Raw genomic sequence first — 23,826 nt, 5'->3', positions numbered from 1 at the left:
GCGCCAGGGCCGTACACACAGCGTGTACGGGCCGGTGCGGCGGCCTTTGCCGTGCCCGGGGCGGCGTACGGCAGGATGGGCGGCATGCCGAGCACAGAAGACACCAGGGTGCCCAAGGACCGGCCGGTCGTACCGCCCACCAGGCGGGACAGGATCGCCGCGTCCGGCAGCGAGCTGATCGGCGGCCCCATCGGCCGCTGGGCCTGGTACGGCACCAGCCGGCTCACCCCGGTACGCGTGGTCGCGCTGGTGGCGATCGGGATGTTCGCGCTCGGCATGGTGCAGAAGATGCCCTGCTACGAGTGGGCGTGGTTCCGGGGCGCCAGCTCCCAGTACACGCACGCCTGTTACTCCGACATCCCGCACCTCTTCCTCGGGCGCGGTTTCGCCGAGAATCTCGTGCCGTACTTCGACCAGCTCAGCGGCGACATGCAGTACCTGGAGTACCCCGTCCTGACCGGTCTGTTCATGGAGGTCGCCTCCTGGCTCACGCCGGGCGGCGGCGACATCCAGCACCGCGAACAGATCTACTGGATGGTCAACGCGGGCATGCTGATGATCTGCGCGGTGGTCATCGCCGTCTGCGTCGCCCGCACCCACCGGCACCGCCCCTGGGACGCCCTGCTGCTCGCCCTGGCGCCCGCCTTCGCCCTCACCGCGACCATCAACTGGGATCTGCTGGCCGTCGCCCTCCTGGCGGCCGGAATGCTGATGTGGTCGCGCGGCAGGCCGCTGGCCTTCGGCATCCTCATCGGTCTCGCGACGGCGGCCAAGCTCTATCCCGTACTGCTGCTGGGGCCGCTGCTGGTGCTGTGCTGGCGCGCCGGGCGGCTGCGGGAGTTCGGGGTCGCGCTGGGCGGTACGGCGACCTCGTGGCTGCTGGTGAACCTGCCGGTGATGCTGCTCGCGCCGGAGGGGTGGAAGAAGTTCTACACCTTCAGTCAGGAGCGGCAGGTCGACTTCGGGTCCTTCTGGCTGATCATCACGCAGCGCACGGGGCGGTCCCTGGAGGTCGAGACCGTCAACACGTGGTCGATGGTGCTGATGGTCCTGGCGTGCGCGGGCATCGCGGGACTCGCGCTGACGGCGCCGAGACGGCCCCGGTTCGCGCAGCTCGCCTTCCTGGTCGTGGCCGCCTTCATCCTGACCAACAAGGTCTACTCGCCGCAGTACGTGCTGTGGCTGATCCCGCTCGCCGCGCTGGCCCGGCCGAGGTGGCGCGATTTCCTGATCTGGCAGGCCTGCGAGGTCATGTACTTCCTGGGCATCTGGATGTATCTCGCGTACACGACGAGCGGGGACGCCCACAAGGGACTGCCGACCGAGGGCTACCAACTGGCCATCGCGCTGCACCTGCTGGGGACGCTGTACCTGTGCGCCGTCGTCGTACGGGACATCCTGCTGCCGGAGCGCGACGGCGTACGGCGCGACGGGTCGGACGATCCGTCGGGCGGGGTGCTGGACGGGGCGCCGGACGTGTTCGTGCTGGGGCAGACCGCCCGGCCGAAGGAGTACGCGGCGCACACGGTGGAGGCGTCGCAGCGCGTGTCGTGGGGAGTGAGGCCGCCCGGGGCCGCGTGAGGCGGTTCACGGGCGCCGGGAACGAGTCAGGGGCCGTACGGGCTGTCGGCCCGTACGGCCCCTGAGCGGTTCTCCGGCGGTGTGGCTGCCCTTGCGGCGGTCAGCGGTCCACGAGACGGTCGAACTGCGTCGTCGTGTGGCGCAGGTGCGCCACCAGCTCGTCGCCGACCTTGGGCTCCTGGGCGTCGGCCGGCACGAACAGGATCGACACCTGCATGTGCGGCGGCTCGGCGAACCAGCGCTGCTTGCCCGACCACACGAAGGGCGAGAGATTGCGGTTGACCGTCGCCAGGCCCGCGCGCGCCACGCCCTTGGCGCGCGGCATCACGCCGTGCAGCGCCTTGGGTGCCTCGAGTCCGACGCCGTGCGACGTGCCGCCGGCGACGACCACCAGCCAGCCGTCGGAGGCGGTCTTCTGCTGGCGGTAGCCGAACCGGTCGCCCTTGACGACGCGCGTCACGTCCAGCACGGCGCCCCGGTACTGGGTGGCGTCGTGGTCGCCGAGCCACAGCCGGGTGCCGATGCGGGCGCGGAACCGGGTCTGGGGGAACTGCCGCTGGAGGCTGGCCAGTTCCTCGGCGCGCAGGTGGCTGACGAACATGGTGTGCAGCGGGAGCCGGGCCGCGCGCAGCCGGTCCATCCAGCCGATGACCTCCTCGACCGCGTCGGACCCGTCCGTACGGTCGAGCGGCAGGTGCAGGGCGAAGCCTTCGAGGCGTACGTCCTCGATGGCCGCGTGCAGCTGGCCGAGCTCCTCCTCGCGGACGCCGTGGCGCTTCATGGTGCTCATGCACTCGATGACGACGCGGGCGCCGACCAGGGCGAAGACGCCGTCGACCGAGGAGACGGAGCGGATGACGCGGTCGGGCAGCGGTACGGGCTCCTCGCCGCGGCGGAAGGGGGTCAGGACCAGCAGGTCGCCGCTGAACCAGTCCTTGATGCGGGCGGCCTCGTAGATGGTGCCGACGGCGAGGATGTCCGACTCGAAGCGGGTGGTCTCCTCGGAGAGCCGCTCGTGGCCGAAGCCGTAGCCATTGCCCTTGCAGACCGGGACGAGGCCCGGGAACTGGTCAATGACCGACTTCTGGTGCGCCCGCCAGCGCGCGGTGTCGACGTAGAGGGAGAGCGCCATGCCGGTCCGGAACCTTTCTCGTGGCTGCGGTGTATGAAGGATATGAACGTTCTTGGGGGCCTTGGGAGCCTTACGCAATTATTGGTTCTGCTGGGCGCGTCGGCGGGGTTGTCCGGTGTCTGGCACCGCAGTCTGCTGACCACCGGCACTCCGCTGTCCACAGGGTCGGGGGCGCGGTCAGCGGCGGGACATGTACATGTCGAGAGCCTTGTGGAGCAGCTTGTTGAGCGGGAAGTCCCACTCACCCACGTACTCGACGGCCTCGCCGCCCGTGCCGACCTTGAACTGGATGAGACCGAACAGGTGGTCCGTCTCGTCGAGGGAGTCGGAGATGCCCCGCAGGTCGTAGACGGTCGCACCCATCGCATAGGCGTCACGGAGCATCCGCCACTGCATCGCGTTCGACGGCCGGACCTCCCGCTTGTGGTTGGCCGACGCCCCGTAGGAGTACCAGACGTGGCCGCCCACGATGAGCATCGTCGCGGCGGCGACGTTCTCTCCCTCGTGCCGGGCGAAGTACAGCCGCATGCGGTTGGGGTCCTCGGAGTTGAGGACGGTCCACATCCGCTGGAAGTACGAGAGCGGGCGGGGCCGGAAGTGGTCGCGCTCGGCCGTGATCTCGTACAGCCGCTGCCACTCCTCCAGGTCGTTGTAGCCGGCCTGGACGACTTCGACGCCCGCCTTCTCCGCCTTCTTGATGTTGCGCCGCCACAGCTGGTTGAAGCCCTTGAGGACATCGTCCAGGGACCGGTTGGCCAGCGGGACCTGGAAGACGTAGCGAGGCTGTACGTCTCCGAAGCCGGCCCCGCCGTCCTCGCCCTGCTGCCAGCCCATCTTCCGCAGCCGGTCGGCCACTTCGAAGGCGCGCGGCTCGATGTGGGTGGCCTCCACGTCGCGCAGCCGCTTCACGTCCTGGTCCTGGATCCCGGACTTGATGGCCGCCGAGTCCCAGCGGCGGATCACCACGGGCGGGCCCATCTTCACGGAGAACGCGCCCTGGTTCTTCAGATGCGCGAGCATCGGCTGGAGCCAGTCGGCCAGGTTCGGGGCGTACCAGTTGATGACCGGGCCCTCGGGGAGATACGCCAGATACCGCTTGATCTTGGGCAGTTGGCGGTAGAGCACCAGCCCGGCGCCGACCAACTGGCCGTCCCTGTCGAACCAGCCCAGGCTCTCCGAGCGCCACTCCGTCTTCACGTCCGCCCACGCGGGGACCTGGCAGTGGCTGGCCGCGGGCAGGCTCTGGATGTACGCCAGATGCTGCTCGCGACTGATGGTGCTCAGCGTCAGGGTCATGCGGGGCGCTCCTCGCAGATGTGTCCCCATGGAGTAGGGGGGCTCCGGCTCTCGCGCCGAAGCCTACTTGCCGTGGGAGCGCCCCGACCGGCCACGGGGCGGAGCGTGCCTCGGGACCTCTCTTTCGGGCCGGGCCTCAGCCCAGCACGCCGCCGAAGAGGCCGCCGTGTGCCATCCCGAGGTAGAAGCCGACCGCCGCGGAGCCCAGGCCCATGAGAGTGGCGAACCGCTCGTGGGTCGTCACCGAGACGAACTGGCTGTACAGGCCCGTGAGGATGCCGATGAGCCCCGTCCAGGAGCTGAGCAGATGCAGGTTGTAGAACATCGAGGAGATGAACGCGGTGACGCCCAGGACCGCCGTCACCCAGATCAGGATGTCCTGGAGGGGATGGGGCCGGTGATCGGTGGCGAAGAGAGAACCGGTCGTCTTCGGAACCTTCGGTTGCATTGCCTGTGCCATGGGGCACCTCCTGGCGCCTTGCCGGAAGGCGGCGCACCGTAGCGCCGCCCACACCCGATGTGTCCAGGGTGCGGCCGTACCCGGCCGGATTTCAACCGGAAGGCGGTCAAGAGGTAGTCTGTACGGTCTGCACCGGTGTCTGCCCAGGCCAGAACGCGATCATCGCTCGTCGAGCGGGATTGTCAGTGGCGGCCGATACCGTTGCTCACGCATCACGACCCTCCTGCCACGGAACGACCGTGGCCGCTGAGTCCAAAGGAGGTGGGTTCCACATGCGTCACTACGAGGTGATGGTCATCCTCGACCCCGATCTCGAGGAGCGAGCAGTCTCCCCGCTGATCGAGAACTTCCTCTCCGTCGTCCGTGAGGGCGAAGGAAAGGTGGAGAAGGTCGACACCTGGGGCCGTCGTCGTCTCTCTTACGAGATCAAGAAGAAGCCCGAGGGCATCTACTCGGTCATCGATCTGCAGGCTGAGCCCGCGATCGTCAAGGAGCTCGACCGACAGATGAACCTGAACGAGTCGGTCCTCCGGACCAAGGTCCTCCGCCCCGAGACGCACTGAGCTTCCAGCTCAGCGTCATCGGGTCCGAGTAGCAGCCAGCAGCAGAAGCAATCCCCGCCGAGAGGTTCACCCAATGGCAGGCGAGACCGTCATCACGGTCGTCGGCAATCTCGTCGACGACCCCGAGCTGCGCTTCACCCCGTCCGGTGCGGCGGTCGCGAAGTTCCGTGTCGCGTCCACTCCCCGCATCTTCGACAAGCAGACCAATGAGTGGAAGGACGGCGATGGCCTGTTCCTCACCTGCTCGGTCTGGCGTCAGGCGGCGGAGAATGTCGCCGAGTCGCTTCAGCGGGGTATGCGCGTCGTCGTGCAGGGCCGTCTGAAGCAGCGGTCGTACGAGGACCGCGAGGGCGTCAAGCGCACGGTCTACGAGCTGGACGTCGAGGAAGTCGGCCCCAGCCTGAAGACCGCCACGGCCAAGGTCACCAAGACCACGGGTCGCGGTGGCCAGGGCGGTTACGGCGGCGGTGGCGGCGGTCAGCAGCAGGGCGGCGGCAACTGGGGCGGCGGTCCCGGTGGTGGCCAGCAGGGCGGCGGCGGAGCATCCGCCGACGACCCCTGGGCGACCAGCGCGCCGGCCGGCGGCGGTACCCCGCAGCAGCAGGGTGGCGGAGGCAACGGAGGCGGCTGGGGCGGAAGCTCCGGCGGTTCCGGCGGCGGCTACTCGGACGAGCCGCCCTTCTAGGGCAGCTCGCTCCCACTTTCTTGATCACACAGGAGAAACACCATGGCGAAGCCGCCTGTGCGCAAGCCTAAGAAGAAGGTCTGCGCATTCTGCAAGGACAAGACCCAGTACGTGGACTACAAGGACACGAACATGCTGCGGAAGTTCATTTCCGACCGCGGCAAGATCCGTGCCCGCCGCGTCACCGGCAACTGCACGCAGCACCAGCGTGATGTCGCCACGGCAGTCAAGAACAGCCGTGAGATGGCGCTGCTGCCCTACACGTCCACCGCGCGATAAGGGGAGGGTGACTTAATCATGAAGATCATCCTCACTCACGAGGTCACCGGCCTCGGCACCGCCGGCGACGTCGTCGACGTCAAGGACGGATACGCCCGCAACTACCTGGTCCCGCGTGGTTTCGCGATCCGCTGGACCAAGGGTGGCGAGAAGGACGTCGAGCAGATTCGTCGCGCTCGCAAGATCCACGAGATCGCCACCATCGAGCAGGCCAACGAGATCAAGGCCCGCCTCGAAGGTGTGAAGGTGCGTCTGGCCGTTCGCTCCGGCGACGCCGGCCGTCTCTTCGGCTCCGTCACCCCGGCCGACCTCGCTTCGGCGATCAAGTCCGCCGGTGGTCCGGAGGTCGACAAGCGCCGCATCGAGCTCGGTTCGCCGATCAAGACCCTGGGCTCGCACCAGGTGTCCGTGCGTCTGCACCCCGAGGTCGCCGCGAAGTTCGGCGTCGAGGTCGTGCCCGCCTAGGGCCTGACCGCCAAGCAATGAACAGAGGGCCGCACCCCAGCCGGGGGTGCGGCCCTCTGTCCGTTTCACGTGAAACGTTCGCGAGCGCGGCCGGCACCGGTCAGCGGGTGGCGCCCGTGACCAGCCAGTGGCCGGACCGGGTGCGCAGCCACAGCGTCACCAGGCGGACCGCCATCATCAGCGTCATCGCCCACCACAGAGCGGTCAGTCCGCCCCCGAACACCGGCACCAGCAGAGCCACCGGCGCGAAGACGGCCAGCGTGACCACCATCGCCTTTGCCAGATAGGGACCGTCGCCCGCGCCCATCAGCACACCGTCCAGGACGAAGACGATGCCCGCGATCGGCTGCGTGAGCGCCACCACCAGAAGCGCCGGCAGCAAGGTGTCCTGGACCAGCTGGTCGCCGGTGAAGAGCGGGGTGAACAAGGGGCGCGTCAGCATGATGAGCACCCCGAGCCCCACGCCGGAGACCACTCCCCACTGCACCATGCGACGGCAGACCTCCCTCGCGCCCCGGGGGTCGTTCGCCCCCAGATACCGGCCGATGATCGCCTGTCCTGCGATGGCGATGGCATCGAGCGCGAAGGCCATCAGGCTCCACAGCGACAGGATGATCTGGTGCGCGGCGACATCGGCGTCGCCGAGGCGGGCGGCGACGGCGGTGGCGATCATCAGGACCGCGCGCAGGGAGAGCGTACGGACCAGAAGGGGGACGCCCGCGTGGGCGCTCGCCCGTATCCCGGCGGCGTCGGGCCGCAGCGAGGCGCCGTGGCGGCGGGCGCCCCGTACGACCACCACCAGATAGGCGGCGGCCATGGCGAACTGGGCGATGACGGTGCCCCAGGCGGAACCGGCGATGCCGAGGCCGGCGCCGTAGACGAGCACGACGTTGAGGACAGCGTTGGCGGCGAAGCCGCCGATGGCGACGTACAGCGGGGTGCGGGTGTCCTGGAGACCGCGCAGGACACCCGTCGCGGCCAGGACGACCAGCATGGCGGGTATGCCGAGGCTGGAGATCCGCAGATAGGTGATCGCGTACGGGGCGGCGGTGTCCGAGGCGCCGAAGATGTCGACGAGCCAGGGGGCCAGGGGGAGGGTGACGGCGATGACGACGGCGCCCAGCAGCAGGGCGAGCCAGATCCCGTCCATGCCCTGCCGGATGGCCGCCTGAAGATCACCCGCGCCGACGCGACGCGCGACGGCCGCCGTGGTGGCGTAGGCGAGGAAGACGAAGACACTCACGGCGGTCGTCAGCAGCGCCGCCGCGATCGCGAGACCGGCGAGCTGCGGAGTGCCGAGATGGCCGACGATCGCGCTGTCGACCATCAGGAAGAGGGGCTCGGCGACGAGCGCGCCGAAGGCCGGAACGGCGAGTGCGACGATCTCGCGATCGTGCCGTCGGCGGCCGGCCTTGGACCGGCTGTCGGGTCCGGGCCCGGGTGCCGTGGGGACCTGTGTCATGCGCTCAATCTAATCTTCCACAGGTAAGAGATGCAATGCGTAAGTGATCCTTACTGTCGGGCAGGATTCGGGCACGGCTGTGCGCCGTTTGCTCGGATCTTGGACCAGCTTGAAAAGTTTTTCTCCCCCACAGCCGGTGGATGGAGAAATCCCAGGTCAGGGGTGGTGTGGCGAGCGGGGCGCGAGGTTGTCCACAGTGCTGTCCCCCGGTCCGTGCACAGGATCGACGGAGTTCTCCACAGCATATGGTCTTTCGTCCACATGGCCTGTGGATAACCAGATTGGCGGACGGTCCCCGCGGGCCTACCGTGGACCGACGTCCGACGCGCCGCAACCGGAGTCAGGCCACTCGATTTGTCAGTGTCGTGCCGTAGAAAAGAGTGGCACGGCGAGGTCCGCCTGGCGGACGGGAGGAGGTGGCCGGTGAGCATTCCCGAGCCGTTGGACGACCCCTGGACCGAGGCCGGTCCGAGCGATCGTCTGCCCGTCTCCCGCCAGCGCCGCGGTGAGGGAAGAGGCCGCGAGGAGCAGCACGAGCGCGGCAGGGACAACGCCGCGTGGGACGGCGGATCAACCGGCTTCGAGCGAGTGCCGCCCCAGGATCTGGACGCCGAACAGTCCGTGCTCGGCGGCATGCTGCTCTCCAAGGACGCCATCGCCGACGTCGTGGAGATCATCAAGGGCCACGACTTCTACCGGCCCGCGCACGAGACGGTCTTCCAGGCGATCCTCGACCTGTACGCGAAGGGCGAGCCGGCCGACCCCATCACGGTGGCCGCGGAGCTGACCAAGCGCGGTGAGATCACCCGCGTCGGCGGAGCGTCGTATCTGCACACGCTGGTCCAGTCCGTGCCGACGGCGGCGAACGCGTCGTACTACGCGGAGATCGTGCACGAGCGCGCGGTGCTCCGCCGTCTCGTCGAGGCCGGCACGAAGATCACGCAGATGGGATACGCGGCGGACGGTGACGTCGACGAGATCGTCAACTCCGCCCAGGCCGAGATCTACGCGGTCACCGAGCAGCGCACCAGCGAGGACTATCTGCCGCTGGGCGACATCATGGAGGGCGCGCTCGACGAGATCGAGGCGATCGGTTCACGCAGCGGCGAGATGACGGGTGTGCCGACGGGGTTCACGGACTTCGACTCGCTCACGAACGGGCTGCACCCCGGCCAGATGATCGTCATCGCGGCCCGTCCCGCCATGGGCAAGGCGCTTGCCCTGGACACCCCGCTGCCCACTCCCACCGGCTGGACCACCATGGGGGAGGTACGACCGGGCGACCTGCTCCTCGACGCGACCGGGCGGCCGACGCGGGTGGTTGCCGCGACCGACATCATGCGTGACCGCCCCTGCTACGAGATCACTTTCGACGACGGGTCGAGCGTCGTCGCCGACGCCGAGCACCAGTGGCTCACGGACACCCGCGACTCCCCGGCCTCGGTCAAGACCACCAAGGAGATCGCCGAAACGGTCCGCTGCGTCACGGACGACGGGCGCGCGAACCACTCCGTGACGACAACCGCACCGCTCGATCTGCCCGAGCGCGATCTGCCCGTCCCGCCGTACACGCTGGGCGCCCGGCTCGGCGAGGCGGCCGGCGACGCGGACGGCGAAATCCCCCGGGAGTATCTGCGGGCTTCCCTCGCGCAGCGCAGGGCGCTCCTCGCCGGGCTGCTCGACACGCACGGCACGGTGACCGGCACGGGGGCGGTGCGGTTCACCGTCACCAACCGAGCCCTGGCCGAGGGCGTCCGCGAGTTGGTACTGAGCCTCGGGTACCGGTGCGGGATGTCGACCGAGCGCGTCGAAGGACGGTCGCAGGAGTCGTCCACGTCCTACGGGATCAGTTTCACGACCGCCGACGAGGCGTTCCGGCTGGACCGCAAGCAGCAGACGCTGCGGGAGCGGTGCGGTCCGGCGACACCGGAGCCGACGCGGCGTTTCATCACGGAGGTCCGGGAGGTCGAGAGCGTCCCGGTCCGCTGCGTCCAGGTGGACAACTCCGCGCACCTGTATCTGGCGACCCGTTCCATGATCCCCACTCACAACAGCACGCTCGCACTGGACTTCGCGCGCGCGGCCTCCATCAAGAACAACCTGCCGAGCGTCATCTTCTCGCTGGAGATGGGGCGCAACGAGATCGCGATGCGCCTGCTCTCGGCCGAGGCACGGGTGGCGCTGCACCACATGCGTTCGGGCACGATGACGGACGAGGACTGGACGCGGCTGGCCCGCCGGATGCCGGACGTCTCGCAGGCGCCGCTGTACATCGACGACTCGCCGAACCTGTCGATGATGGAGATCCGCGCGAAGTGCCGCCGGCTCAAGCAGCGCAACGGGCTGAAGCTGGTGGTCATCGACTATCTCCAGCTGATGCAGTCCGGCGGTTCCAAGCGCGCGGAGAGCCGCCAGCAAGAGGTCTCGGACATGTCGCGAAACCTCAAGCTGCTGGCCAAGGAGCTGGAGCTGCCGGTCATCGCGCTCTCCCAGCTGAACCGTGGCCCCGAGCAGCGCACGGACAAGAAGCCGATGGTCTCCGACCTGCGTGAGTCGGGCTCCATCGAGCAGGACGCGGACATGGTCGTGCTGCTGCACCGGGAGGACGCGTACGAGAAGGAGTCCCCACGCGCGGGCGAGGCGGACCTGATCGTGGCGAAGCACCGTAACGGCCCGACGGCGACGATCACGGTGGCGTTCCAGGGCCACTACTCACGCTTCGTGGACATGGCGCAGACGTGATCCGAGGCGGTGGGATCCCCACGCCTTCCCGGCCGTCCCACTCTCCGCGCGCGGAGAGTGGGTGAGCTACCATCCGCGCATGTCCGGACAGTTCACCGGCTGGCCGGAGCAGGCCATGGATGTGTTGTGGCAGCTCCAGGGCGAACCGGATCACGCGACCCGTGAGCGCTGCCGCGCGGACCGCGAGCGTCTGGTCCGGCAGCCGATGATCGGCCTTCTCAACGCGGTCGCGGACACCGATTCCCGGTACGAGGACTTCTCCGTCTGGCACTACCGCACCGACTCCTGGTGGTGGCAGCACCAGAGCGCGGTGATCCGGCTCGGCCGCAAGATCGAGATCGGACTCCGGTTCTCCCTGGACGGTCTGCGGATCCAGGGCGCCTGGTGGTATCCCGATCCCGGTCAGGTGGACATGTTCCGCCGAGCCGTGGCCTCCGAGGGGAGCGGTCGCGAACTGGCCGCCATCGTCGAGGACGTGCGGAAGAAGGGCTACGACATCTCCGGGGACGTGATGAAACGCCCCCCGCGCGGCTATCCGGCGGACCACTCCCGTACGGACCTCCTGCGCCACCGCTCACTGATCGCCGCGCGTCCCCTCGGCTGCGAGGAGTGGCTGCACACCCCGGAGGCGGTCGACCGGGTCCTCTCGGCCGCCGCCGACCTGGACGCACTGCTGATGTGGCTGGTCCGCCACGTGAAGCGCGCCGCCTGACATCGCGAGGGCGGCGCGCTTCCGTGTTCAGCGTCTCGTCTCGTACCTGGTCAGGGTCACGCCGCCGGGAAACGTCCGCGTCTCCACCAGGTTCAGGTTCACCCAGCTGTCCAGCGCGCTGAAGAACGGCTTGCCGCCGCCCACCAGGACCGGAGAGGTGGCCAGCACGTACTCGTCGATCAGTCCTGCGCGCATGGCCGCCCCGGCGAGCGTCGGGCCGCCGATGTCCATCGGGCCGCCGTCCTCCGCCTTGAGCCGGGTGATCTCGGCGACCGCGTCGCCGGTGACCAGGCGGGTGTTCCAGTCGACCTTGTCGATCGTCGAGGAGAACACCACCTTCGACATGTCCCGCCAGCGGCGCGCGAACTCGATCTCCGCCGGGGTGGCGCCCGGCCGCTGATCGCCGGTCGGCCAGTGGGAGCTCATCGTCTGCCACAGCTTGCGCCCGTACAGCGTCAGGTCGGTCGCCCGCAACTGGTCGGACCAGAACTGGAACAGCTCGTCGCTCGGCACGCCCCAGCTGATGTCCTCGCCGGGCGCGGCGATGTAGCCGTCCAAGGACACGTTCATGCCGTAGATCAGTTTTCGCATGGCGCCAGCTTTCCGTGAGTCGGTCTCTCGCGTACAGACCGGCGCGGCGCGGGAAACTCATCGGTGCGCGATCTGCTCCGTGCTGCCTGGGTGTGCCACACCCAGGCAGCACGGAGGTGTGCGGTCTAGCCTGGGACGCATGGCCGGCAACGACTTGGGAGAGTTCCTGCGCGCACGCCGTGCGGGTGTGCAGCCGCAGGACGTCGGGATGCCGAGTCACGGTGTCCGCCGTGTGAGCGGGCTGCGGCGTGAGGAGGTCGCCGTCCTGGCGGGCGTGAACGGGGACTACTACACCCGCCTGGAACAGGGCCGTGAGCGGCACCCCTCGGCCCAGGTGCTCGACGCCCTCAGCCAGGCCCTGTGCCTGGACGCGGACTCCCGTGCCCATCTGTTCCGGCTCACCGGGACCGTTCCCGGCGACCGGTTCACGCACACCGAGGACACGGTCAGCACGACGCTGCGCCAGCTGATGGACGGTTACGCGTACGCGCCGGCGTTCGTGCTCAACCGGACGCTGGACCTCCTCGCGACCAACGCGCTGGCCGATGCCCTGTTCTCACCGTTCGAGGCGGCGGACAACCTGGCGCGCATGACGTTCCTCGACCCGGCGGGGCGTCTCTTCAACTCGCGGTGGAACTGGGCCGCACAGGCGACGGTGGCCAACCTGCGCGAGGCGGCCGGCCATGAACCCGACAGCCGCCGCCTGCGTGAGCTGGTCGCCTCTCTGACCGGGCGCAGCGAGGACTTCACACGCCTGTGGAACGCCCATACGGTCCGTGGCAAGACCCGGGGCGCCAAACACCTCCTGCACCCGGACGTCGGCCCGCTGACCCTCACCTACCAGTGCCTCGACGTCCGTGACGCCCCCGGACAGCAGCTCGTCGTCTACCAGGCCGAACCGGACAGCCCCAGCGCCCATGCGCTCAGCCTTCTGGGATCGATGCACGCCGACCGGATCTCCCGGCACTGAACGAACACGGCGCCAGGCGCCCAGGCCCCGTGTTCGGCCAAGTCGGTGAGTGCTTCGGCGAACCGGCCGAACAGGGAGGCCACGTACCGGGGCAGGCGGAAATGCGGTCGACTCGGCGGGGCTCTGCGGATAGATGTGGTCCCATGACCTCACCTTTCGAAGATCTTCTTCCCGGCACCCGACGAGCCCTGCTGCATCGCATCGCCACCGCGCAGTCCGAGGGCCGCGCCCCCTCCGTCGTCGGCGCCGTCGCGCGCGACGGGCGTACCGTCTGGTCGGCCGGGCGCAGTTGTGTGGACGGGCATGAGCCGGACGCGGACACCCAGTACCGGATCGGCTCGATCACCAAGTGCTTCACCGCGGTTCTGGTGCTGCGGCTGCGTGACGAGGGCCTGCTCGATCTGGCGGACCCGCTGGAGCGGCATCTGCCCGGCACCGGGGTCGGCGAGGTCACCATCGCGCAGCTCCTCGGCCACGGGGCCGGTCTGGCGGCCGAGGCGCCGGCGCCCTGGTGGGAGCGCACACCGGGGACGACGCGCCCCGAGCTGGCCGATGTGCTCGGCGAGCAGCCCGTGCTGCATCCGGCCGGCCGGCTGCACCACTACTCCAACCCCGGCTACACGCTGCTCGGTTCGCTGATCGAGGCGGTGCGTGGCGCGTCCTGGGAGGAGGTGCTGCGGCGGGAGGTGCTGGAGCCGCTGTCGATGCACCGTACGACCGTGCGGCCCGTCGCCCCGGCGGCCGGCGGATTCGCCGTACACCCCTGGGCCGACGCGATCCTGCCCGAACCGGCCGAGGATCTGGGCCTGATGGCCCCGGCGGGCCAGCTCTGGTCGACGGCCGAGGATCTGTGCCGCTTCGGGGCGTTCCTCGCCGCCGGCGACGACCTCGTCCTGGGCGCCGCGTCCCTGCGGGAGGCCCTGGCACCCGCCACGCCCCCCGAGAGCGGTGACTGGGGCGGTGGTTACGGGCTCGGCTTCCAGCTCGTCCACGGTGGCGGCCGTACGCTCGTCGGGCACACCGGCTCGCTGCCGGGCTTCATCGCCGCGCTCTGGGTGAGCGCCGAGGACGGACTGGTCGCGGTCACGCTCGCCAACGCCACCTCAGGCCCCTTCGTCGGAGTCGTCGCCGCCGAGCTGATCGGCATCGTGGCGGACGCGGAGCCCCGTATCCCCCAGCCATGGCGGCCACTGCCCGAGATCGACCAGGAGCTGCTGGCGCTGACCGGTCCCTGGTACTGGGGCGCGACCCCGTTCGCCCTGCGGCTGACGGCTGACGGCGGGCTGGACTTCCAGCCGCTGCGCGCGGGGGGCCGCCGCTCCCGGTTCGAGGCGCGGCCCGACGGCACCTGGAAGGGGCTCGACGGCTACTACACGGGGGAGACGCTGAAGGTCGTCCGCCGCCCGGACGGCGAGGTGAGCCATCTCGATCTGGGCTCCTTCGTCTACACCCGTGCGCCGTACGCGCCGGCGGACGCGGTCCCGGGCGGGGTGGACGAGCAGGGCTGGCGCGGTCTGTGACGCGTCACGGGCCGGTGATGTTTCACGTGAAACCGGACGCCGCGCCGAACCCGGCCCCATCCCCCTCGGCGACTAGGGCGTGTCCGGCAGGTTCAGCTTGAATCCGACGTGGGACGCGGTGAAGCCGAGCCGCTCGTAGAAGCGCCGGGCGTCGGTACGCGACGCGTCGGACGTCAGCTGGACCAACTGGCAGCCCTGGCGCCCGGATTCGTCGATGGCCCACTGGATCAGTCGCGTGCCGAGGCCGGAGCCGCGCTCGTCGGCGTGCACCCGTACGCCTTCGATGACCGAACGCGTCGCGCCCCGGCGGGAGATGCCCGCGATGATCGTCAGTTGCAGCGTGCCGACGACCCGGCCGTCGCGCTCGGCGACGACCTGGTACTGATTCGGGTCGTCGGCGAGCCGCTCGAAGGCCTTGAGGTACGGGGTGAGGTCGTCCGGCGACTCGCGCGCCGCGCCCAGCGGGTCGTCGGCGAGCATCGCCACGATCTCCGGGAGGTCACCGGCGTCGGCCGGCCGTATGTGCAGATCGTTCATGGTCCGCAGATTACGCCGGGGCCGGCCGGGCGGGCACACGGAGTTCCTCCACGGCCCTGACCAGCGGGGCGAGCTCGGGATTCGTGGCCGCCGCGTCCAGTGCCTCGCGCAGCGCCGTGTCGTTCGTCGGCCGCGCCTCGGCCAGCAGCCGCAGGCCCGACTCGCTGACGTCGGTGTAGATCCCGCGCCGGTCCGTCGGGCACAGATAGCGGGTGAGCAGTCCGCGGTCCTCAAGGCGGGTGACCAGGCGGGTGGTGGCGCTCTGGCTGAGCACCACGGCGTCGGCGACCTGCTTCATCTGGAGGTGCCCGCCCTCGCCGTCGTGCTGGCGGCTGAGGACGTCGAGCAGTGAGTACTCGCGAACGCTGAGATCGTGCCCGCTCTGCAGAGCCCGCTCGATGTGCGACTCGATCCTGCTGTGCAGGAGGGAGAGGGCCACCCAGCCCTGGGCGAGGGCGGTGAGTGCGGGGTCCGTGGCAGGCATGGCGTCTTCCTCCGTCGTCTCCGACGTCTTCAGCGACCGTCTCCGTCGACGGGAGCTTCCTGCGACCAGGATAGGGCACGTGTGCAATATAGCGCGCTTGCAATTAAACCGCGTCTGCAAGTATTGTCCACGCTCGTAAAGCGCACGCGCAAACAGTGTGCCGACGTACTTCCTTCTTCCTTGGGAAAGGCCACCACCCATGCCTCTCGCACTCCTCGCCCTGGCCATCGGGGCGTTCGGGATCGGGACCACCGAATTCGTGATCATGGGGCTGCTCCCCGAGGTCGCCACCGAGTACGGGGTCACCATCCCCACCGCGGGTCATCTGGTCAGCGGCTACGCCCTCGGAGTCGTACTCGGCGCCCCGATCATGACGATCCTGGGCACCCGCGTCAGCCGTAAGCGCATGCTGATGCTGCTGATGGGCCTGTTCATCGCGGGCAACGTCCTGTCCGCCCTCGCCCCCACCTTCGGCCTCATGCTCACCGGCCGGGTCGTCGCCTCGCTCGCCCACGGCGCGTTCTTCGGCATCGGCTCGGTCGTCGCCGCCGGGCTCGTCGCCCCGCACAAACGGGCCGGCGCCATCGCGATGATGTTCACCGGCCTCACCCTCGCCAACGTCGTGGGCGTCCCCCTCGGGACATACGTCGGCCAGACCACCGGCTGGCGCGCGACGTTCCTCCTCGTCGCGGGCCTGGGCGTCGTCGGTCTCGCCGGTGTCGCCAAGCTCGTACCGGAGCAGCCGCGTCCCGAGGGCGTACGGCTGCGCCACGAGGCGGCCGCGTTCCGCAACGTCCAGGTTCTGCTCGCCATGGGGATGACGGTCCTCGGCTTCGGCGGTGTCTTCGCCGCGATCACCTACATCACCCCGATGATGACGAAGACCGCCGGCTTCGCCGACTCCTCCGTCACCTGGCTCCTGGTACTCCTCGGTCTCGGCATGGTCGGCGGCAACCTCATCGGCGGCAGGTACGCCGACCGCCATCTCATGCCCATGCTGTACGTGTCGCTCGGGGCCCTGGCCGTGGTCCTGGCGCTGTTCACGCTCACCGCGCACGACAAGATCGCCGCGGCCGTCACCATCACCCTGATCGGCGGACTCGGATTCGCCACCGTGCCGCCGCTCCAGAAGCGCGTACTCGACCAGGCGTCCGGTGCCCCGACACTCGCGTCCGCCGTCAACATCGGCGCGTTCAACCTCGGCAACGCCCTCGCCGCCTGGCTCGGCGGTCTGGTCATCGGCGCCGGATTCGGCTACACCGCGCCCAACTGGGTCGGTGCCGCGCTGGCCGCCTCCGCGCTGCTCCTCGCCGTCGTCTCGCACACCCTGGAGCGCCGTGGCGGGGTCCGGGACAGCGAGGCCGCCGCCACGGACACCACCGGCACCGCCCCGTCCCTCGTCCGGCCGGTATGACTCAGGCGATCGGGCTGAGGGGCTTCTCCGCCGCCGTACGACCGCCACGGACGACCCGTCCGGCCCGCAGCCGCCGCCCCCGGCGGGTCAGGCCCCACGGCTTCAGTACCGAGACGACGGTCATGAAGAGGTACGCGGCGGTCGCCACCGACGGAGCGGCGACCAGGCTGCTGTCGGGCACACCTCCGCTGCCTGCGGCCTGCACGATCCCCGGCCGCAGCGCGAAGACCGTCGCGGCGCCCGTCACCAGGGTGATCCAGAACTTGATCCAGACCCAGTGGTGGCGGGCCAGCCCCCAGGGCGTCCCCAGGGAGAGCACCAGTCCGCTGACGAACGTGACCACGACGACGGGCGCGAGCAGCCAGTCGGAGAAGACCTTCATCGCGCGGTAGGAGGCGTCGGTGAGGGTGGGATCGCCGGTGGTGTACGCGGTGATCCCCAGCGTGAGCAGGCCCAGGGTCAGGCCCAGCCAGCTCACGGAGACGGCGACATGGACGACGAGGAGTGCCCGGCGGACGGGCCGCTTGAGTGGTTTCACGTGAAACACGGTGTCGTGATTCGCCTCGCGGGGCGTCTGACGGCGGGAGTAACCGCCCGTACTAACCTCGGCGTACATGGACAGCCCGGGGAAGCACATCGGCGAAGGAACGCGCGACGGTGACCGCGCCCGCACCCTCTATCTCTTCGACCTCGACGGCACGCTGATCCGCGGATCGGCCGCCGCCATGGAGATCTCCCGTCAGCTCGGGGTGAGTGCCGAGATCGCCGCGCTGGAGCGCGAGTTCCAGGCCGCCGGACTGGCCCCGCACGAGTTCGCCGTACGGGCCAGGGAGCTGTGGGCGGAGCTGACGGCCGCACAGGTCGAGGCGGCCTTCGAGGGCGCGCCGTGGCTGGCCGGGATCCGGGACGTCTGGGACGGCATCCGCGCGCGGGGCGACTACTGCGCCGTCATCTCGCTCTCGCCGGACTTCTTCGTGAGACTTCTGCTGCCGTGGGGAGCGCACGCGACGCACGGCTCACGCTGGCCGGCCCTGCCGTTCACCCAGCCCGTGGACCGGGCGGGGATTCTCGACACGGCGGCCAAGGTACGGATCGCGCGCGAGCTGTGCGCGCGCTTCGAGGTCCGGCTCGACGACTGCGTCGCCTTCGGGGACTCCCTGTCCGACGCGGCGATCTTCGCGTCAGTGCCCCGCGCGGTGGCGGTGAACGCGGACCACCATCTGGCCGGGCTCGCCAGCCATACGTAGGGAGGCGATCTGCGCGAGGCGTTCGCACTGGTCGGGCGGGAACGCACCTAGCGGGATCTGCGGGATCCGGTCGGTCTTGTGGATCAGCCCAGGTCGGGCGCGTGCATCGCCCGTACGCCCTCGATGTTGCCGTCCAGGTAGTGCCGCAGCGACAGCGGTACGAGATGGACGGCGGCGATCCCGACCCGGCTGAACGGCACCCGTACGATCTCGTACTCCCCGCTCGGCTCGTCGATCTCCGGTCCGTGCCGCAGCGACGGGTCCATCGATTCGAGACGGCAGACGAAGAAGTGCTGCACCTTCACGCCGGTGACGCCGCGGTCCGCGATGTGTTCGACGGTGTCCACGAAGCACGGCACCACATCGGTGATCTTGGCGCCCAGCTCCTCGTCCACCTCGCGGTGGAGCGCGTCGACGACGGTGGCGTCGTCGGGCTCGACGCCGCCGCCGGGGGTCAGCCAGTACGGATCCACACCAGGCTTCGTGCGCTTGATGAGGACGAGATGGTCGCCGTCGAGCAGGATGGCGCGTGCGGTGCGCTTGACCACGGGCCGTTCGGTCATGGGAAGAGCGTGGCCCGATAAGGCCCGGTCGAAACTCTCCGGGCCCCGGCGGTCACCAGTCCACCGAAGCGCGCAGCAGCCACTCGTGCGCCCGCGCGATGTGCGGCAGGGCGAGTGTGCCGGTGCGCACGACGAGGAAGTACGTGCGCAGCGGGGGCACCGGCGGGTCGTAGAGAGCGACGATCTCGCCGCGTTCCAGGGCGGCCTCGCACAGATAGCGGGGCAGTACGGCGAGTCCGGCGCCCGCCGCCGCGCTCTCCAGGACGGCGCGCAGGTCCGGCGCGATGACGGCCCCCGCGGCGGCCGGCCGGGAGTCGAAGACCGACGCCCAGTAGCGGGAGACGAGCGGCAGGGATTCGTGGACCTCCACCACCGGGAGCTGTTCCAGGACGACGTGGCCCTTGCGCAGTACGTCGTGGCCCAGCCGGGCCGCCCAGCGCGGCGAGGCGACCAGGACGTGTTCCTCGTCGCACAGCGGGGTCGCGGTGAGCAGGCCGCCGCGTGGCCGGGCGGTGGCGATGGCGAGGTCGTGGTGTCCGGCGGCCAGGCCGTCCAGGGTCTCCTCGGCGTTGGTGAAGAAGGACGCGCGGAGCGCGAGGCCCTGGCTGATCAGCGGGGTGAGCGCGGGCAGGGCGCGTACGGAGGTGAACTCCGGCGGCCCCGCGAGATGCAGCGTGCGGACCCCGGACTCGTCGTCGAGCCCGGTCTCGGTGATCTCGACCAGTGCGTCGAGGTGGGGCGCGGCGCGGTGGGCGAGTTCGTCGCCGATGGTGGTGGGGGTGACGCCACGGGCCTGGCGCAGGAACAGCGGGCGGCCCAACTGGCGTTCCAGCGTGCGTATCTGGCCGGTGACCGCGGGCTGCGAGAGCCCGAGGAGGGCGGCGGCGCGGGTGAAGGAGCCGGCTCGGTGGACGGTGACGAAGGTGCGCAGCAGGGCCAGGTCCATGGCAGCCCTCCTCAACTTCCGGCCCCACGCGAACCCGTCCCGGGATCCGTCGCCGGAGCGTCCAACTATAAATAAGTCGATAGGCGGCTGTCGCTACTGTGATTGGACACTGACGCACAGTCAACTAGCCTTGTGAGCGTGGTTCTTCACGCGTGGAACCCGTGGGCGGTCCGAGCCACGAGGGGGGAGGCTCGGACCGCCCGATCCGCGGCGGAGCCCGCTGCGGGACCTTCGGTCAGCGCGCGGCTTCGGCAAGCGCGCGCAGCACGTCCGCGATGAGATCGTCGGGGTCCTCGGCGCCCACGGAGAGGCGGACGAAACCTTCCGGCACGGCGTCGCCGCCCCACCGCCCGCGCCGCTCGGCGGTCGACCGCACCCCGCCGAAGCTCGTCGCGTCGTCCACCAGCCGCAGCCCGTCCAGGAAGCGGTCGGCGTGCTCCTTGTCGGGCAGGACGAACGACACGACGCACCCATAGCGCCGCATCTGCGTGGACGCGACGGCGTGCGAGGGGTCGTCGGGCAGTCCGGGGTAGCGCAGTCCGCTCACGTCCGCGTGCCCGTCGAGCGCCCGCGCGACCAGCAGCGCACTCGCGCACTGCCGGTCGACGCGCAGCTGGAGGGTGGCCAGTGAGCGGTGGGCGAGCCAGGCCTCCATCGGTCCGGGGATGGCGCCGGCGATCTTGCGCCAGCGTCGTACACCCGCCGCCAGTTCGGCGTTCTCGCAGGTCACATGGCCGAGGAGGATGTCTCCGTGGCCGGTCGTGCCCTTGGTGTCGCTGGCCACGCTGAAGTCCGCGCCCAGCTCCAGGGGGCGCTGGCCGAGGGGAGTGGCCAGCGTGTTGTCCACGGCGACGAGGGCGCCCTCGTCGTGCGCCGCCCGCACCAGACGGCGGATGTCGCAGACGTCGAGCCCGGGGTTGGACGGGCTCTCGATCCACAGCAGCCGGGCACCGGCCAGCACGCCGAGCTGCGCGTCGCCGCCGGTGGGCGCGGTCCGTACCTCGATCCCGTACGCCGTGAGCTGCTCCCGCAGCAGCGGCAGCGCCTGATAGCCGTCGTCCGGCAGGACGACCGTGTCGTCGGCGCGCAGCTGGGAGAAGAGCACCGCGGAGATCGCGGCCATCCCGGACGCGAAGGTGACCGTCTCGACGGCCCGGCCCGGGGCCTCCAGCTCACCGATGGCCCGTTCCAGATGGGTCCAGGTCGGATTGGTGTCCCGGCCGTAGGTGTACGGGCCCGTCGGCTCGCCCGGCAGATGGAAGTGCGCGGCGAACACCGGGCCCGGCAGCGTCGGTTCGTACTTCACCGGGTCGGGCAGCCCGGCCCGTACGGCCCGGGTGCCGTCCCCCACCTCCGGGCCCCGCGCCGCGCCGGTCTCGCTCTCCACGGGCGATCAGTCCTTGTCGTCGGGGAGCACGACGTTCAGCGCCCACGACACGATCGAGATGATGAGTCCGCCGAGCACGGCCGTCCAGAAGCCGTCGACATGGAAGCTCAGGTCGAGCTTGTCGGCGAGCCAGGAGGTCAGCAGCAGCATCAGCGCGTTCACGACCAGGGTGAACAGACCCAGGGTGACGATGAACAGCGGCAGTGTCAGCAATTGGACGATCGGCTTGACGACGAAATTCACCACGCCGAAGATCAGCGCCACGACTACCAGCGCCAGAGCCTTCTTGCCGGTGCTGTCACCGGTCAGGGTGATGTCATTGATCAACCAGATCGCCACGGCCAGCGCACCCGCGTTGGCCAGCGTCTTGACTACGAAATTCTTCATGGTGAGATCGTGGCATGAAGGCATTTCGACTTGACGAGCTGGAGGCGGAACGTGCCGCCAACGACGGGGCATATCTGCAATTTGTACGGGAACGGAACATGTCCGTCGGCCTGTACGCGCTGGACGCCGGCACCACCGACCCGCAGCAGCCGCACAGCCAGGACGAGGTCTACTTCGTCGTGAGCGGGCGGGCGGCGATCACCGTGGGCATGGAGACGACGCAGGTGGGGCGCGGCAGCGTCGTCTACGTCCCGGCCGGCACGGCGCACAAGTTCCACCACATCAGCGAGGACCTGCGGGTGATGGTCGTCTTCTCCCCTCCTGAGGGCTGAGACGCCCCCCGGCTCGGGGAGGAGAGGAACGACCGCGGACCCTCATCCCACGCGTCAGGGTCGGGTCAGGGGAGTTCCAGGGCTCCGGGACCTCCGTTCCGGCGCGCGCCGCTCTAGCATCGAAGGCAGCGGAACGAACGTCGGGACTCACGGAACGAGGTAGGGACGATGGCGGTACGGGAGATTGTCGCGGGAATGCCCTGGTGGGTGAAGTGGATCGCGTTGCCCGTGGTCGTTCTCGTCGTGTTCGGCGGGCTGATCGCGAGCGTGGTCGGATTTGTGATCGCACTGGTCTTCAAGGTGCTGATCCTGGTGGCGCTGGTCGGCGGGCTCGTCTTCGCGGTACGGAAGTTCACGTCGTCCTCGTCCTCGCGCGGCGACTGGTAGGCCGGGACGCCGTCCCCGAGGGGACGGCGCCGTGCCCCCGCCGTTAGCCCGCGCGGGGGAAAGGCACAGACGAAACCACTCCCTCCTCAGAAGCTGCCATTAGAGTGGCAAGCCTCAGCCACATCCTGCGAAAACAGCGTCGACGGTCGTTTTGACCAACGCATTGTGCGAGTTCTCGGCGTCGGACCTCAGACTCTGTCCGAGGTCCCCGAGGGTGTGGCAGGCGCGGGGGCGGCCCCCGCGAGCGGGCGCACGCCCGTCAGTAAGCCTGGGGGTGACCTTTGGCCACAGCGACCACGTCAGCTGCCCCAACCCTGATCGGTTCGGTGCGACGTGCGCTGCGCCTGCTGGAGTCGGCCGGCGCCCATCCGAACGGCGCCCCGGCGAAACAGCTGGCGCGTGAGGCCGGTCTGCCCCTCCCCACCGCCTATCACCTGTTACGCACCCTGACCCACGAGGGCTATCTCCGCCGGGAGAAGGGTGTCTTCTTCCTCGGGGACGCGGTGGAGCGCCTGGTGAGCGGCGCGGGCCCGCGGCTGGGCCGGGCCCGGCGCACCATGGCCGAGTCGATGGAGCACTGCCGCGACGTGATCGGTGCGCCGGTGTACTTCGCGATCTACCGCGAGGGCGAGATCGAGGTCGTCGCGATCGCCGACAGCCCCGCCGCGCCCGCCGTCGCCGAATGGGCCGACTTCCGCGAGACCGCGCACGCGCACGCGATCGGCCAGTGTCTGCTCAGCCAGCTCGACGAGGACGCCCGCCGGGACCATCTGGACCGGCATCCCGTCGCTCCGATCACTCCCTTTTCCGTCGCCGACCGGCGCACACTGCTGTCACGTCTGGGCGCCATGGGACGTACGGGGCCCGTGTTCGAGCGCCAGGAATACGCGCTCGGGCAGGTCTGCGCCGCCGTACCGATCAGGGCCGGGGCGACGGTCGCGGCGCTCGCGACCTCGGTCCCGGTGCATCAGGAGGAAAAGCTGCTTCCCGCTGTCGAACGGCTATGCAAAGAGATCGGAAACATGATCGGCTCGCTGGAATTCTCTATCAGTATCTGAAATATCACTCCTTGTGATCCGTTACTGCGTACTGGACGATTAAGAAGAGGATCAAGGGGCACCAATATCGGACGTTTCACCCCTCAAACCCCCCAAAATCCCTCCGAATTTCTTACTCTCCGTAACTTTCTGTCATCCACTGCGGGGTACATGATGAGCGAGTTGGTTCAGGCCGAAGTCCTGATGAGTTTCCTCGTCTCCGAGGAGCTCTCCTTCCGAATTCCCGTGGAACTCCGTTACGAGACGGCGGATCCCTACGCGGTGCGAATGACGTTCCATCTGCCCGGCGACGCGCCGGTCACCTGGGCCTTCGGCCGCGAGCTGCTGGTCGACGGCATCAACGAGCCGAGCGGCGACGGCGACGTGTACATCTCCCCGACCCAGCCCGAAGAACTCTCCGACGTCCACATCCGGCTCCAGGTCGGCGCCGAGCACGCCCTGTTCCGGGTCAGCGCGCCACCGCTGGTGGCCTTCCTCGACCGCACGGACCGGCTGGTCCCGCTCGGCCAGGAGATGGCGCTCGGCGACTTCGAGAACAACCTGGAGGAGACGCTCGGCCGCATCCTCGCGGAGGAGAACGCGGGCTGAGCCCCCGCCCCCTCCAGGGGGTGGCGGGCTCTACGCCT

At 69.6% G+C, this 23,826-nt stretch carries 27 protein-coding genes; 15 read left to right on the top strand and 12 right to left on the bottom strand.

The window, feature by feature from the left end; translation table 11 throughout:
- The first annotated feature begins 84 nt into the window (after positions 1 to 84).
- On the top strand, positions 85 to 1,581 hold the full coding sequence (locus tag BHU15_RS05085) for a glycosyltransferase family 87 protein (RefSeq protein WP_069626056.1): 1,497 nt from the start codon (positions 85 to 87) through the stop codon (positions 1,579 to 1,581).
- 100 nt (positions 1,582 to 1,681) lie between these two features.
- Here the strand turns inward: BHU15_RS05085 and BHU15_RS05080 are convergent, their stop codons facing one another.
- From BHU15_RS05080 to BHU15_RS05070, 3 genes are all read right to left on the bottom strand, one after another.
- Positions 1,682 to 2,713, bottom strand: coding sequence for an alanine racemase (locus BHU15_RS05080; RefSeq protein ID WP_069626055.1), 1,032 nt, complete (start codon positions 2,711 to 2,713; stop codon positions 1,682 to 1,684).
- A gap of 177 nt (positions 2,714 to 2,890) precedes the next feature.
- Entirely contained in the window at positions 2,891 to 4,009 is a 1,119-nt protein-coding gene (locus tag BHU15_RS05075; RefSeq protein WP_023540276.1) for a lipid II:glycine glycyltransferase FemX, read from the bottom strand.
- Between the two features lie 136 nt (positions 4,010 to 4,145).
- On the bottom strand, positions 4,146 to 4,469 hold the full coding sequence (locus tag BHU15_RS05070; protein WP_031230680.1) for a hypothetical protein: 324 nt from the start codon (positions 4,467 to 4,469) through the stop codon (positions 4,146 to 4,148).
- Between the two features lie 272 nt (positions 4,470 to 4,741).
- Between BHU15_RS05070 and rpsF the strand changes: the two genes are divergently transcribed.
- The 4 genes from rpsF (at position 4,742) to rplI (ending at position 6,461) form a co-directional block, all read left to right on the top strand.
- Positions 4,742 to 5,032: a 30S ribosomal protein S6 gene (gene rpsF, locus BHU15_RS05065; RefSeq protein ID WP_069626054.1), complete on the top strand. Its 291-nt coding sequence runs from the start codon at positions 4,742 to 4,744 to the stop codon at positions 5,030 to 5,032.
- Between the two features lie 73 nt (positions 5,033 to 5,105).
- The gene (locus tag BHU15_RS05060) at positions 5,106 to 5,717 is read left to right on the top strand and encodes a single-stranded DNA-binding protein (protein WP_069626053.1); all 612 of its coding nucleotides are present in this window, start codon (positions 5,106 to 5,108) and stop codon (positions 5,715 to 5,717) included.
- Positions 5,718 to 5,759: 42 nt separating this feature from the next.
- Entirely contained in the window at positions 5,760 to 5,996 is a 237-nt protein-coding gene (gene rpsR / locus BHU15_RS05055; protein WP_003967857.1) for a 30S ribosomal protein S18, read from the top strand.
- A gap of 18 nt (positions 5,997 to 6,014) precedes the next feature.
- Positions 6,015 to 6,461 (top strand): 50S ribosomal protein L9, encoded by a 447-nt coding sequence (gene rplI / locus BHU15_RS05050; protein ID WP_023540280.1) that lies wholly within the window; start codon positions 6,015 to 6,017, stop codon positions 6,459 to 6,461.
- A 100-nt stretch (positions 6,462 to 6,561) separates the two neighbouring features.
- Here rplI and BHU15_RS05045 read toward each other — a convergent pair whose 3' ends face one another.
- Positions 6,562 to 7,923, bottom strand: a complete 1,362-nt coding sequence (locus tag BHU15_RS05045; protein WP_069626052.1) for an MATE family efflux transporter — start codon at positions 7,921 to 7,923, stop codon at positions 6,562 to 6,564.
- A gap of 360 nt (positions 7,924 to 8,283) precedes the next feature.
- On the opposite strand from BHU15_RS05045, the gene dnaB reads away from it, so the two are divergent.
- Both dnaB and BHU15_RS05035 read left to right on the top strand, forming a co-directional pair.
- The gene (dnaB, locus tag BHU15_RS05040) at positions 8,284 to 10,665 is read left to right on the top strand and encodes a replicative DNA helicase (RefSeq protein WP_368483188.1); all 2,382 of its coding nucleotides are present in this window, start codon (positions 8,284 to 8,286) and stop codon (positions 10,663 to 10,665) included.
- A 79-nt stretch (positions 10,666 to 10,744) separates the two neighbouring features.
- A complete protein-coding gene (locus BHU15_RS05035; protein WP_247748424.1) occupies positions 10,745 to 11,377 on the top strand; it encodes a DUF2461 family protein in 633 nt (210 codons plus the stop codon).
- Between the two features lie 27 nt (positions 11,378 to 11,404).
- On the opposite strand, the gene BHU15_RS05030 is transcribed toward BHU15_RS05035, so the two are convergent.
- On the bottom strand, positions 11,405 to 11,968 hold the full coding sequence (locus BHU15_RS05030; RefSeq protein WP_069626051.1) for a dihydrofolate reductase family protein: 564 nt from the start codon (positions 11,966 to 11,968) through the stop codon (positions 11,405 to 11,407).
- A 139-nt stretch (positions 11,969 to 12,107) separates the two neighbouring features.
- Here BHU15_RS05030 and BHU15_RS05025 point away from each other — a divergent pair, with 139 nt between their 5' ends.
- Together BHU15_RS05025 and BHU15_RS05020 are read left to right on the top strand one after the other, a co-directional pair.
- Positions 12,108 to 12,938, top strand: coding sequence for a helix-turn-helix transcriptional regulator (locus tag BHU15_RS05025; protein WP_069626050.1), 831 nt, complete (start codon positions 12,108 to 12,110; stop codon positions 12,936 to 12,938).
- 143 nt (positions 12,939 to 13,081) lie between these two features.
- A complete protein-coding gene (locus BHU15_RS05020) occupies positions 13,082 to 14,458 on the top strand; it encodes a serine hydrolase domain-containing protein (protein WP_069626049.1) in 1,377 nt (458 codons plus the stop codon).
- 72 nt (positions 14,459 to 14,530) lie between these two features.
- Here BHU15_RS05020 and BHU15_RS05015 read toward each other — a convergent pair whose 3' ends face one another.
- Positions 14,531 to 14,995, bottom strand: a complete 465-nt coding sequence (locus BHU15_RS05015) for a GNAT family N-acetyltransferase (protein ID WP_031230687.1) — start codon at positions 14,993 to 14,995, stop codon at positions 14,531 to 14,533.
- Positions 14,996 to 15,005: 10 nt separating this feature from the next.
- On the bottom strand, positions 15,006 to 15,479 hold the full coding sequence (locus BHU15_RS05010; RefSeq protein ID WP_069626048.1) for a MarR family winged helix-turn-helix transcriptional regulator: 474 nt from the start codon (positions 15,477 to 15,479) through the stop codon (positions 15,006 to 15,008).
- A 199-nt stretch (positions 15,480 to 15,678) separates the two neighbouring features.
- Here BHU15_RS05010 and BHU15_RS05005 point away from each other — a divergent pair, with 199 nt between their 5' ends.
- A complete protein-coding gene (locus BHU15_RS05005; RefSeq protein ID WP_069626047.1) occupies positions 15,679 to 16,893 on the top strand; it encodes an MFS transporter in 1,215 nt (404 codons plus the stop codon).
- 1 nt (position 16,894) lies between these two features.
- Here BHU15_RS05005 and BHU15_RS05000 read toward each other — a convergent pair whose 3' ends face one another.
- The gene (locus tag BHU15_RS05000) at positions 16,895 to 17,431 is read right to left on the bottom strand and encodes a DUF2269 domain-containing protein (protein WP_069626046.1); all 537 of its coding nucleotides are present in this window, start codon (positions 17,429 to 17,431) and stop codon (positions 16,895 to 16,897) included.
- A 76-nt stretch (positions 17,432 to 17,507) separates the two neighbouring features.
- Here BHU15_RS05000 and BHU15_RS04995 point away from each other — a divergent pair, with 76 nt between their 5' ends.
- Positions 17,508 to 18,140 (top strand): HAD family hydrolase, encoded by a 633-nt coding sequence (locus BHU15_RS04995; RefSeq protein ID WP_069626045.1) that lies wholly within the window; start codon positions 17,508 to 17,510, stop codon positions 18,138 to 18,140.
- Positions 18,141 to 18,223: 83 nt separating this feature from the next.
- Here BHU15_RS04995 and BHU15_RS04990 read toward each other — a convergent pair whose 3' ends face one another.
- The 4 genes from BHU15_RS04990 to BHU15_RS04975 all read right to left on the bottom strand — a co-directional run bounded on the left by BHU15_RS04990 (position 18,224) and on the right by BHU15_RS04975 (position 21,423).
- Entirely contained in the window at positions 18,224 to 18,703 is a 480-nt protein-coding gene (locus BHU15_RS04990) for an NUDIX domain-containing protein (RefSeq protein WP_023540292.1), read from the bottom strand.
- Between the two features lie 52 nt (positions 18,704 to 18,755).
- Positions 18,756 to 19,649, bottom strand: coding sequence for a LysR family transcriptional regulator (locus BHU15_RS04985; protein ID WP_069626044.1), 894 nt, complete (start codon positions 19,647 to 19,649; stop codon positions 18,756 to 18,758).
- Positions 19,650 to 19,884: 235 nt separating this feature from the next.
- Complete coding sequence (locus tag BHU15_RS04980; RefSeq protein ID WP_069626043.1) at positions 19,885 to 21,036, bottom strand: cystathionine gamma-lyase; 1,152 nt, start codon at positions 21,034 to 21,036, stop codon at positions 19,885 to 19,887.
- A gap of 6 nt (positions 21,037 to 21,042) precedes the next feature.
- A complete protein-coding gene (locus BHU15_RS04975; protein ID WP_023540295.1) occupies positions 21,043 to 21,423 on the bottom strand; it encodes a phage holin family protein in 381 nt (126 codons plus the stop codon).
- A gap of 14 nt (positions 21,424 to 21,437) precedes the next feature.
- On the opposite strand from BHU15_RS04975, the gene BHU15_RS04970 reads away from it, so the two are divergent.
- From BHU15_RS04970 to BHU15_RS04955, 4 genes are all read left to right on the top strand, one after another.
- Positions 21,438 to 21,755, top strand: a complete 318-nt coding sequence (locus tag BHU15_RS04970) for a cupin domain-containing protein (RefSeq protein WP_031230692.1) — start codon at positions 21,438 to 21,440, stop codon at positions 21,753 to 21,755.
- 168 nt (positions 21,756 to 21,923) lie between these two features.
- Positions 21,924 to 22,142: a DUF5326 family protein gene (locus BHU15_RS04965; protein ID WP_023540297.1), complete on the top strand. Its 219-nt coding sequence runs from the start codon at positions 21,924 to 21,926 to the stop codon at positions 22,140 to 22,142.
- A 281-nt stretch (positions 22,143 to 22,423) separates the two neighbouring features.
- Entirely contained in the window at positions 22,424 to 23,200 is a 777-nt protein-coding gene (locus tag BHU15_RS04960; protein WP_079127903.1) for an IclR family transcriptional regulator, read from the top strand.
- 153 nt (positions 23,201 to 23,353) lie between these two features.
- Positions 23,354 to 23,788 (top strand): SsgA family sporulation/cell division regulator, encoded by a 435-nt coding sequence (locus tag BHU15_RS04955; protein WP_031230696.1) that lies wholly within the window; start codon positions 23,354 to 23,356, stop codon positions 23,786 to 23,788.
- Positions 23,789 to 23,826 lie beyond the last annotated feature (38 nt).

Source organism: Streptomyces niveus (assembly GCF_001723055.1).
Lineage (GTDB): Bacteria > Actinomycetota > Actinomycetes > Streptomycetales > Streptomycetaceae > Streptomyces > Streptomyces niveus.
This window is presented reverse-complemented; position numbering and strand designations above follow the sequence as displayed.

Excerpts from the sequence above, each read along its gene's own strand:
- rpsF (WP_069626054.1), top strand. The coding sequence starts at position 4,742 with ATGCGTCACTACGAGGTGATGGTCATCCTCGACCCCGATCTCGAGGAG.
- BHU15_RS04955 (WP_031230696.1), top strand. The coding sequence starts at position 23,354 with ATGAGCGAGTTGGTTCAGGCCGAAGTCCTGATGAGTTTCCTCGTCTCC.
- BHU15_RS05045 (WP_069626052.1), bottom strand. The coding sequence starts at position 7,923 with ATGACACAGGTCCCCACGGCACCCGGGCCCGGACCCGACAGCCGGTCC.
- BHU15_RS05080 (WP_069626055.1), bottom strand. The coding sequence starts at position 2,713 with ATGGCGCTCTCCCTCTACGTCGACACCGCGCGCTGGCGGGCGCACCAG.
- BHU15_RS05035 (WP_247748424.1), top strand. The coding sequence starts at position 10,745 with ATGTCCGGACAGTTCACCGGCTGGCCGGAGCAGGCCATGGATGTGTTG.
- BHU15_RS05005 (WP_069626047.1), top strand. The coding sequence starts at position 15,679 with ATGCCTCTCGCACTCCTCGCCCTGGCCATCGGGGCGTTCGGGATCGGG.
- rplI (WP_023540280.1), top strand. The coding sequence starts at position 6,015 with ATGAAGATCATCCTCACTCACGAGGTCACCGGCCTCGGCACCGCCGGC.
- BHU15_RS05010 (WP_069626048.1), bottom strand. The coding sequence starts at position 15,479 with ATGCCTGCCACGGACCCCGCACTCACCGCCCTCGCCCAGGGCTGGGTG.
- BHU15_RS05060 (WP_069626053.1), top strand. The coding sequence starts at position 5,106 with ATGGCAGGCGAGACCGTCATCACGGTCGTCGGCAATCTCGTCGACGAC.
- rpsR (WP_003967857.1), top strand. The coding sequence starts at position 5,760 with ATGGCGAAGCCGCCTGTGCGCAAGCCTAAGAAGAAGGTCTGCGCATTC.
- BHU15_RS05070 (WP_031230680.1), bottom strand. The coding sequence starts at position 4,469 with ATGGCACAGGCAATGCAACCGAAGGTTCCGAAGACGACCGGTTCTCTC.
- BHU15_RS04965 (WP_023540297.1), top strand. The coding sequence starts at position 21,924 with ATGGCGGTACGGGAGATTGTCGCGGGAATGCCCTGGTGGGTGAAGTGG.
- BHU15_RS05025 (WP_069626050.1), top strand. The coding sequence starts at position 12,108 with ATGGCCGGCAACGACTTGGGAGAGTTCCTGCGCGCACGCCGTGCGGGT.
- BHU15_RS05030 (WP_069626051.1), bottom strand. The coding sequence starts at position 11,968 with ATGCGAAAACTGATCTACGGCATGAACGTGTCCTTGGACGGCTACATC.
- BHU15_RS04990 (WP_023540292.1), bottom strand. The coding sequence starts at position 18,703 with ATGACCGAACGGCCCGTGGTCAAGCGCACCGCACGCGCCATCCTGCTC.
- BHU15_RS04985 (WP_069626044.1), bottom strand. The coding sequence starts at position 19,649 with ATGGACCTGGCCCTGCTGCGCACCTTCGTCACCGTCCACCGAGCCGGC.
- BHU15_RS05015 (WP_031230687.1), bottom strand. The coding sequence starts at position 14,995 with ATGAACGATCTGCACATACGGCCGGCCGACGCCGGTGACCTCCCGGAG.
- BHU15_RS05085 (WP_069626056.1), top strand. The coding sequence starts at position 85 with ATGCCGAGCACAGAAGACACCAGGGTGCCCAAGGACCGGCCGGTCGTA.
- BHU15_RS05020 (WP_069626049.1), top strand. The coding sequence starts at position 13,082 with ATGACCTCACCTTTCGAAGATCTTCTTCCCGGCACCCGACGAGCCCTG.
- BHU15_RS04995 (WP_069626045.1), top strand. The coding sequence starts at position 17,508 with ATGGACAGCCCGGGGAAGCACATCGGCGAAGGAACGCGCGACGGTGAC.
- BHU15_RS04970 (WP_031230692.1), top strand. The coding sequence starts at position 21,438 with ATGAAGGCATTTCGACTTGACGAGCTGGAGGCGGAACGTGCCGCCAAC.
- BHU15_RS05075 (WP_023540276.1), bottom strand. The coding sequence starts at position 4,009 with ATGACCCTGACGCTGAGCACCATCAGTCGCGAGCAGCATCTGGCGTAC.
- BHU15_RS04975 (WP_023540295.1), bottom strand. The coding sequence starts at position 21,423 with ATGAAGAATTTCGTAGTCAAGACGCTGGCCAACGCGGGTGCGCTGGCC.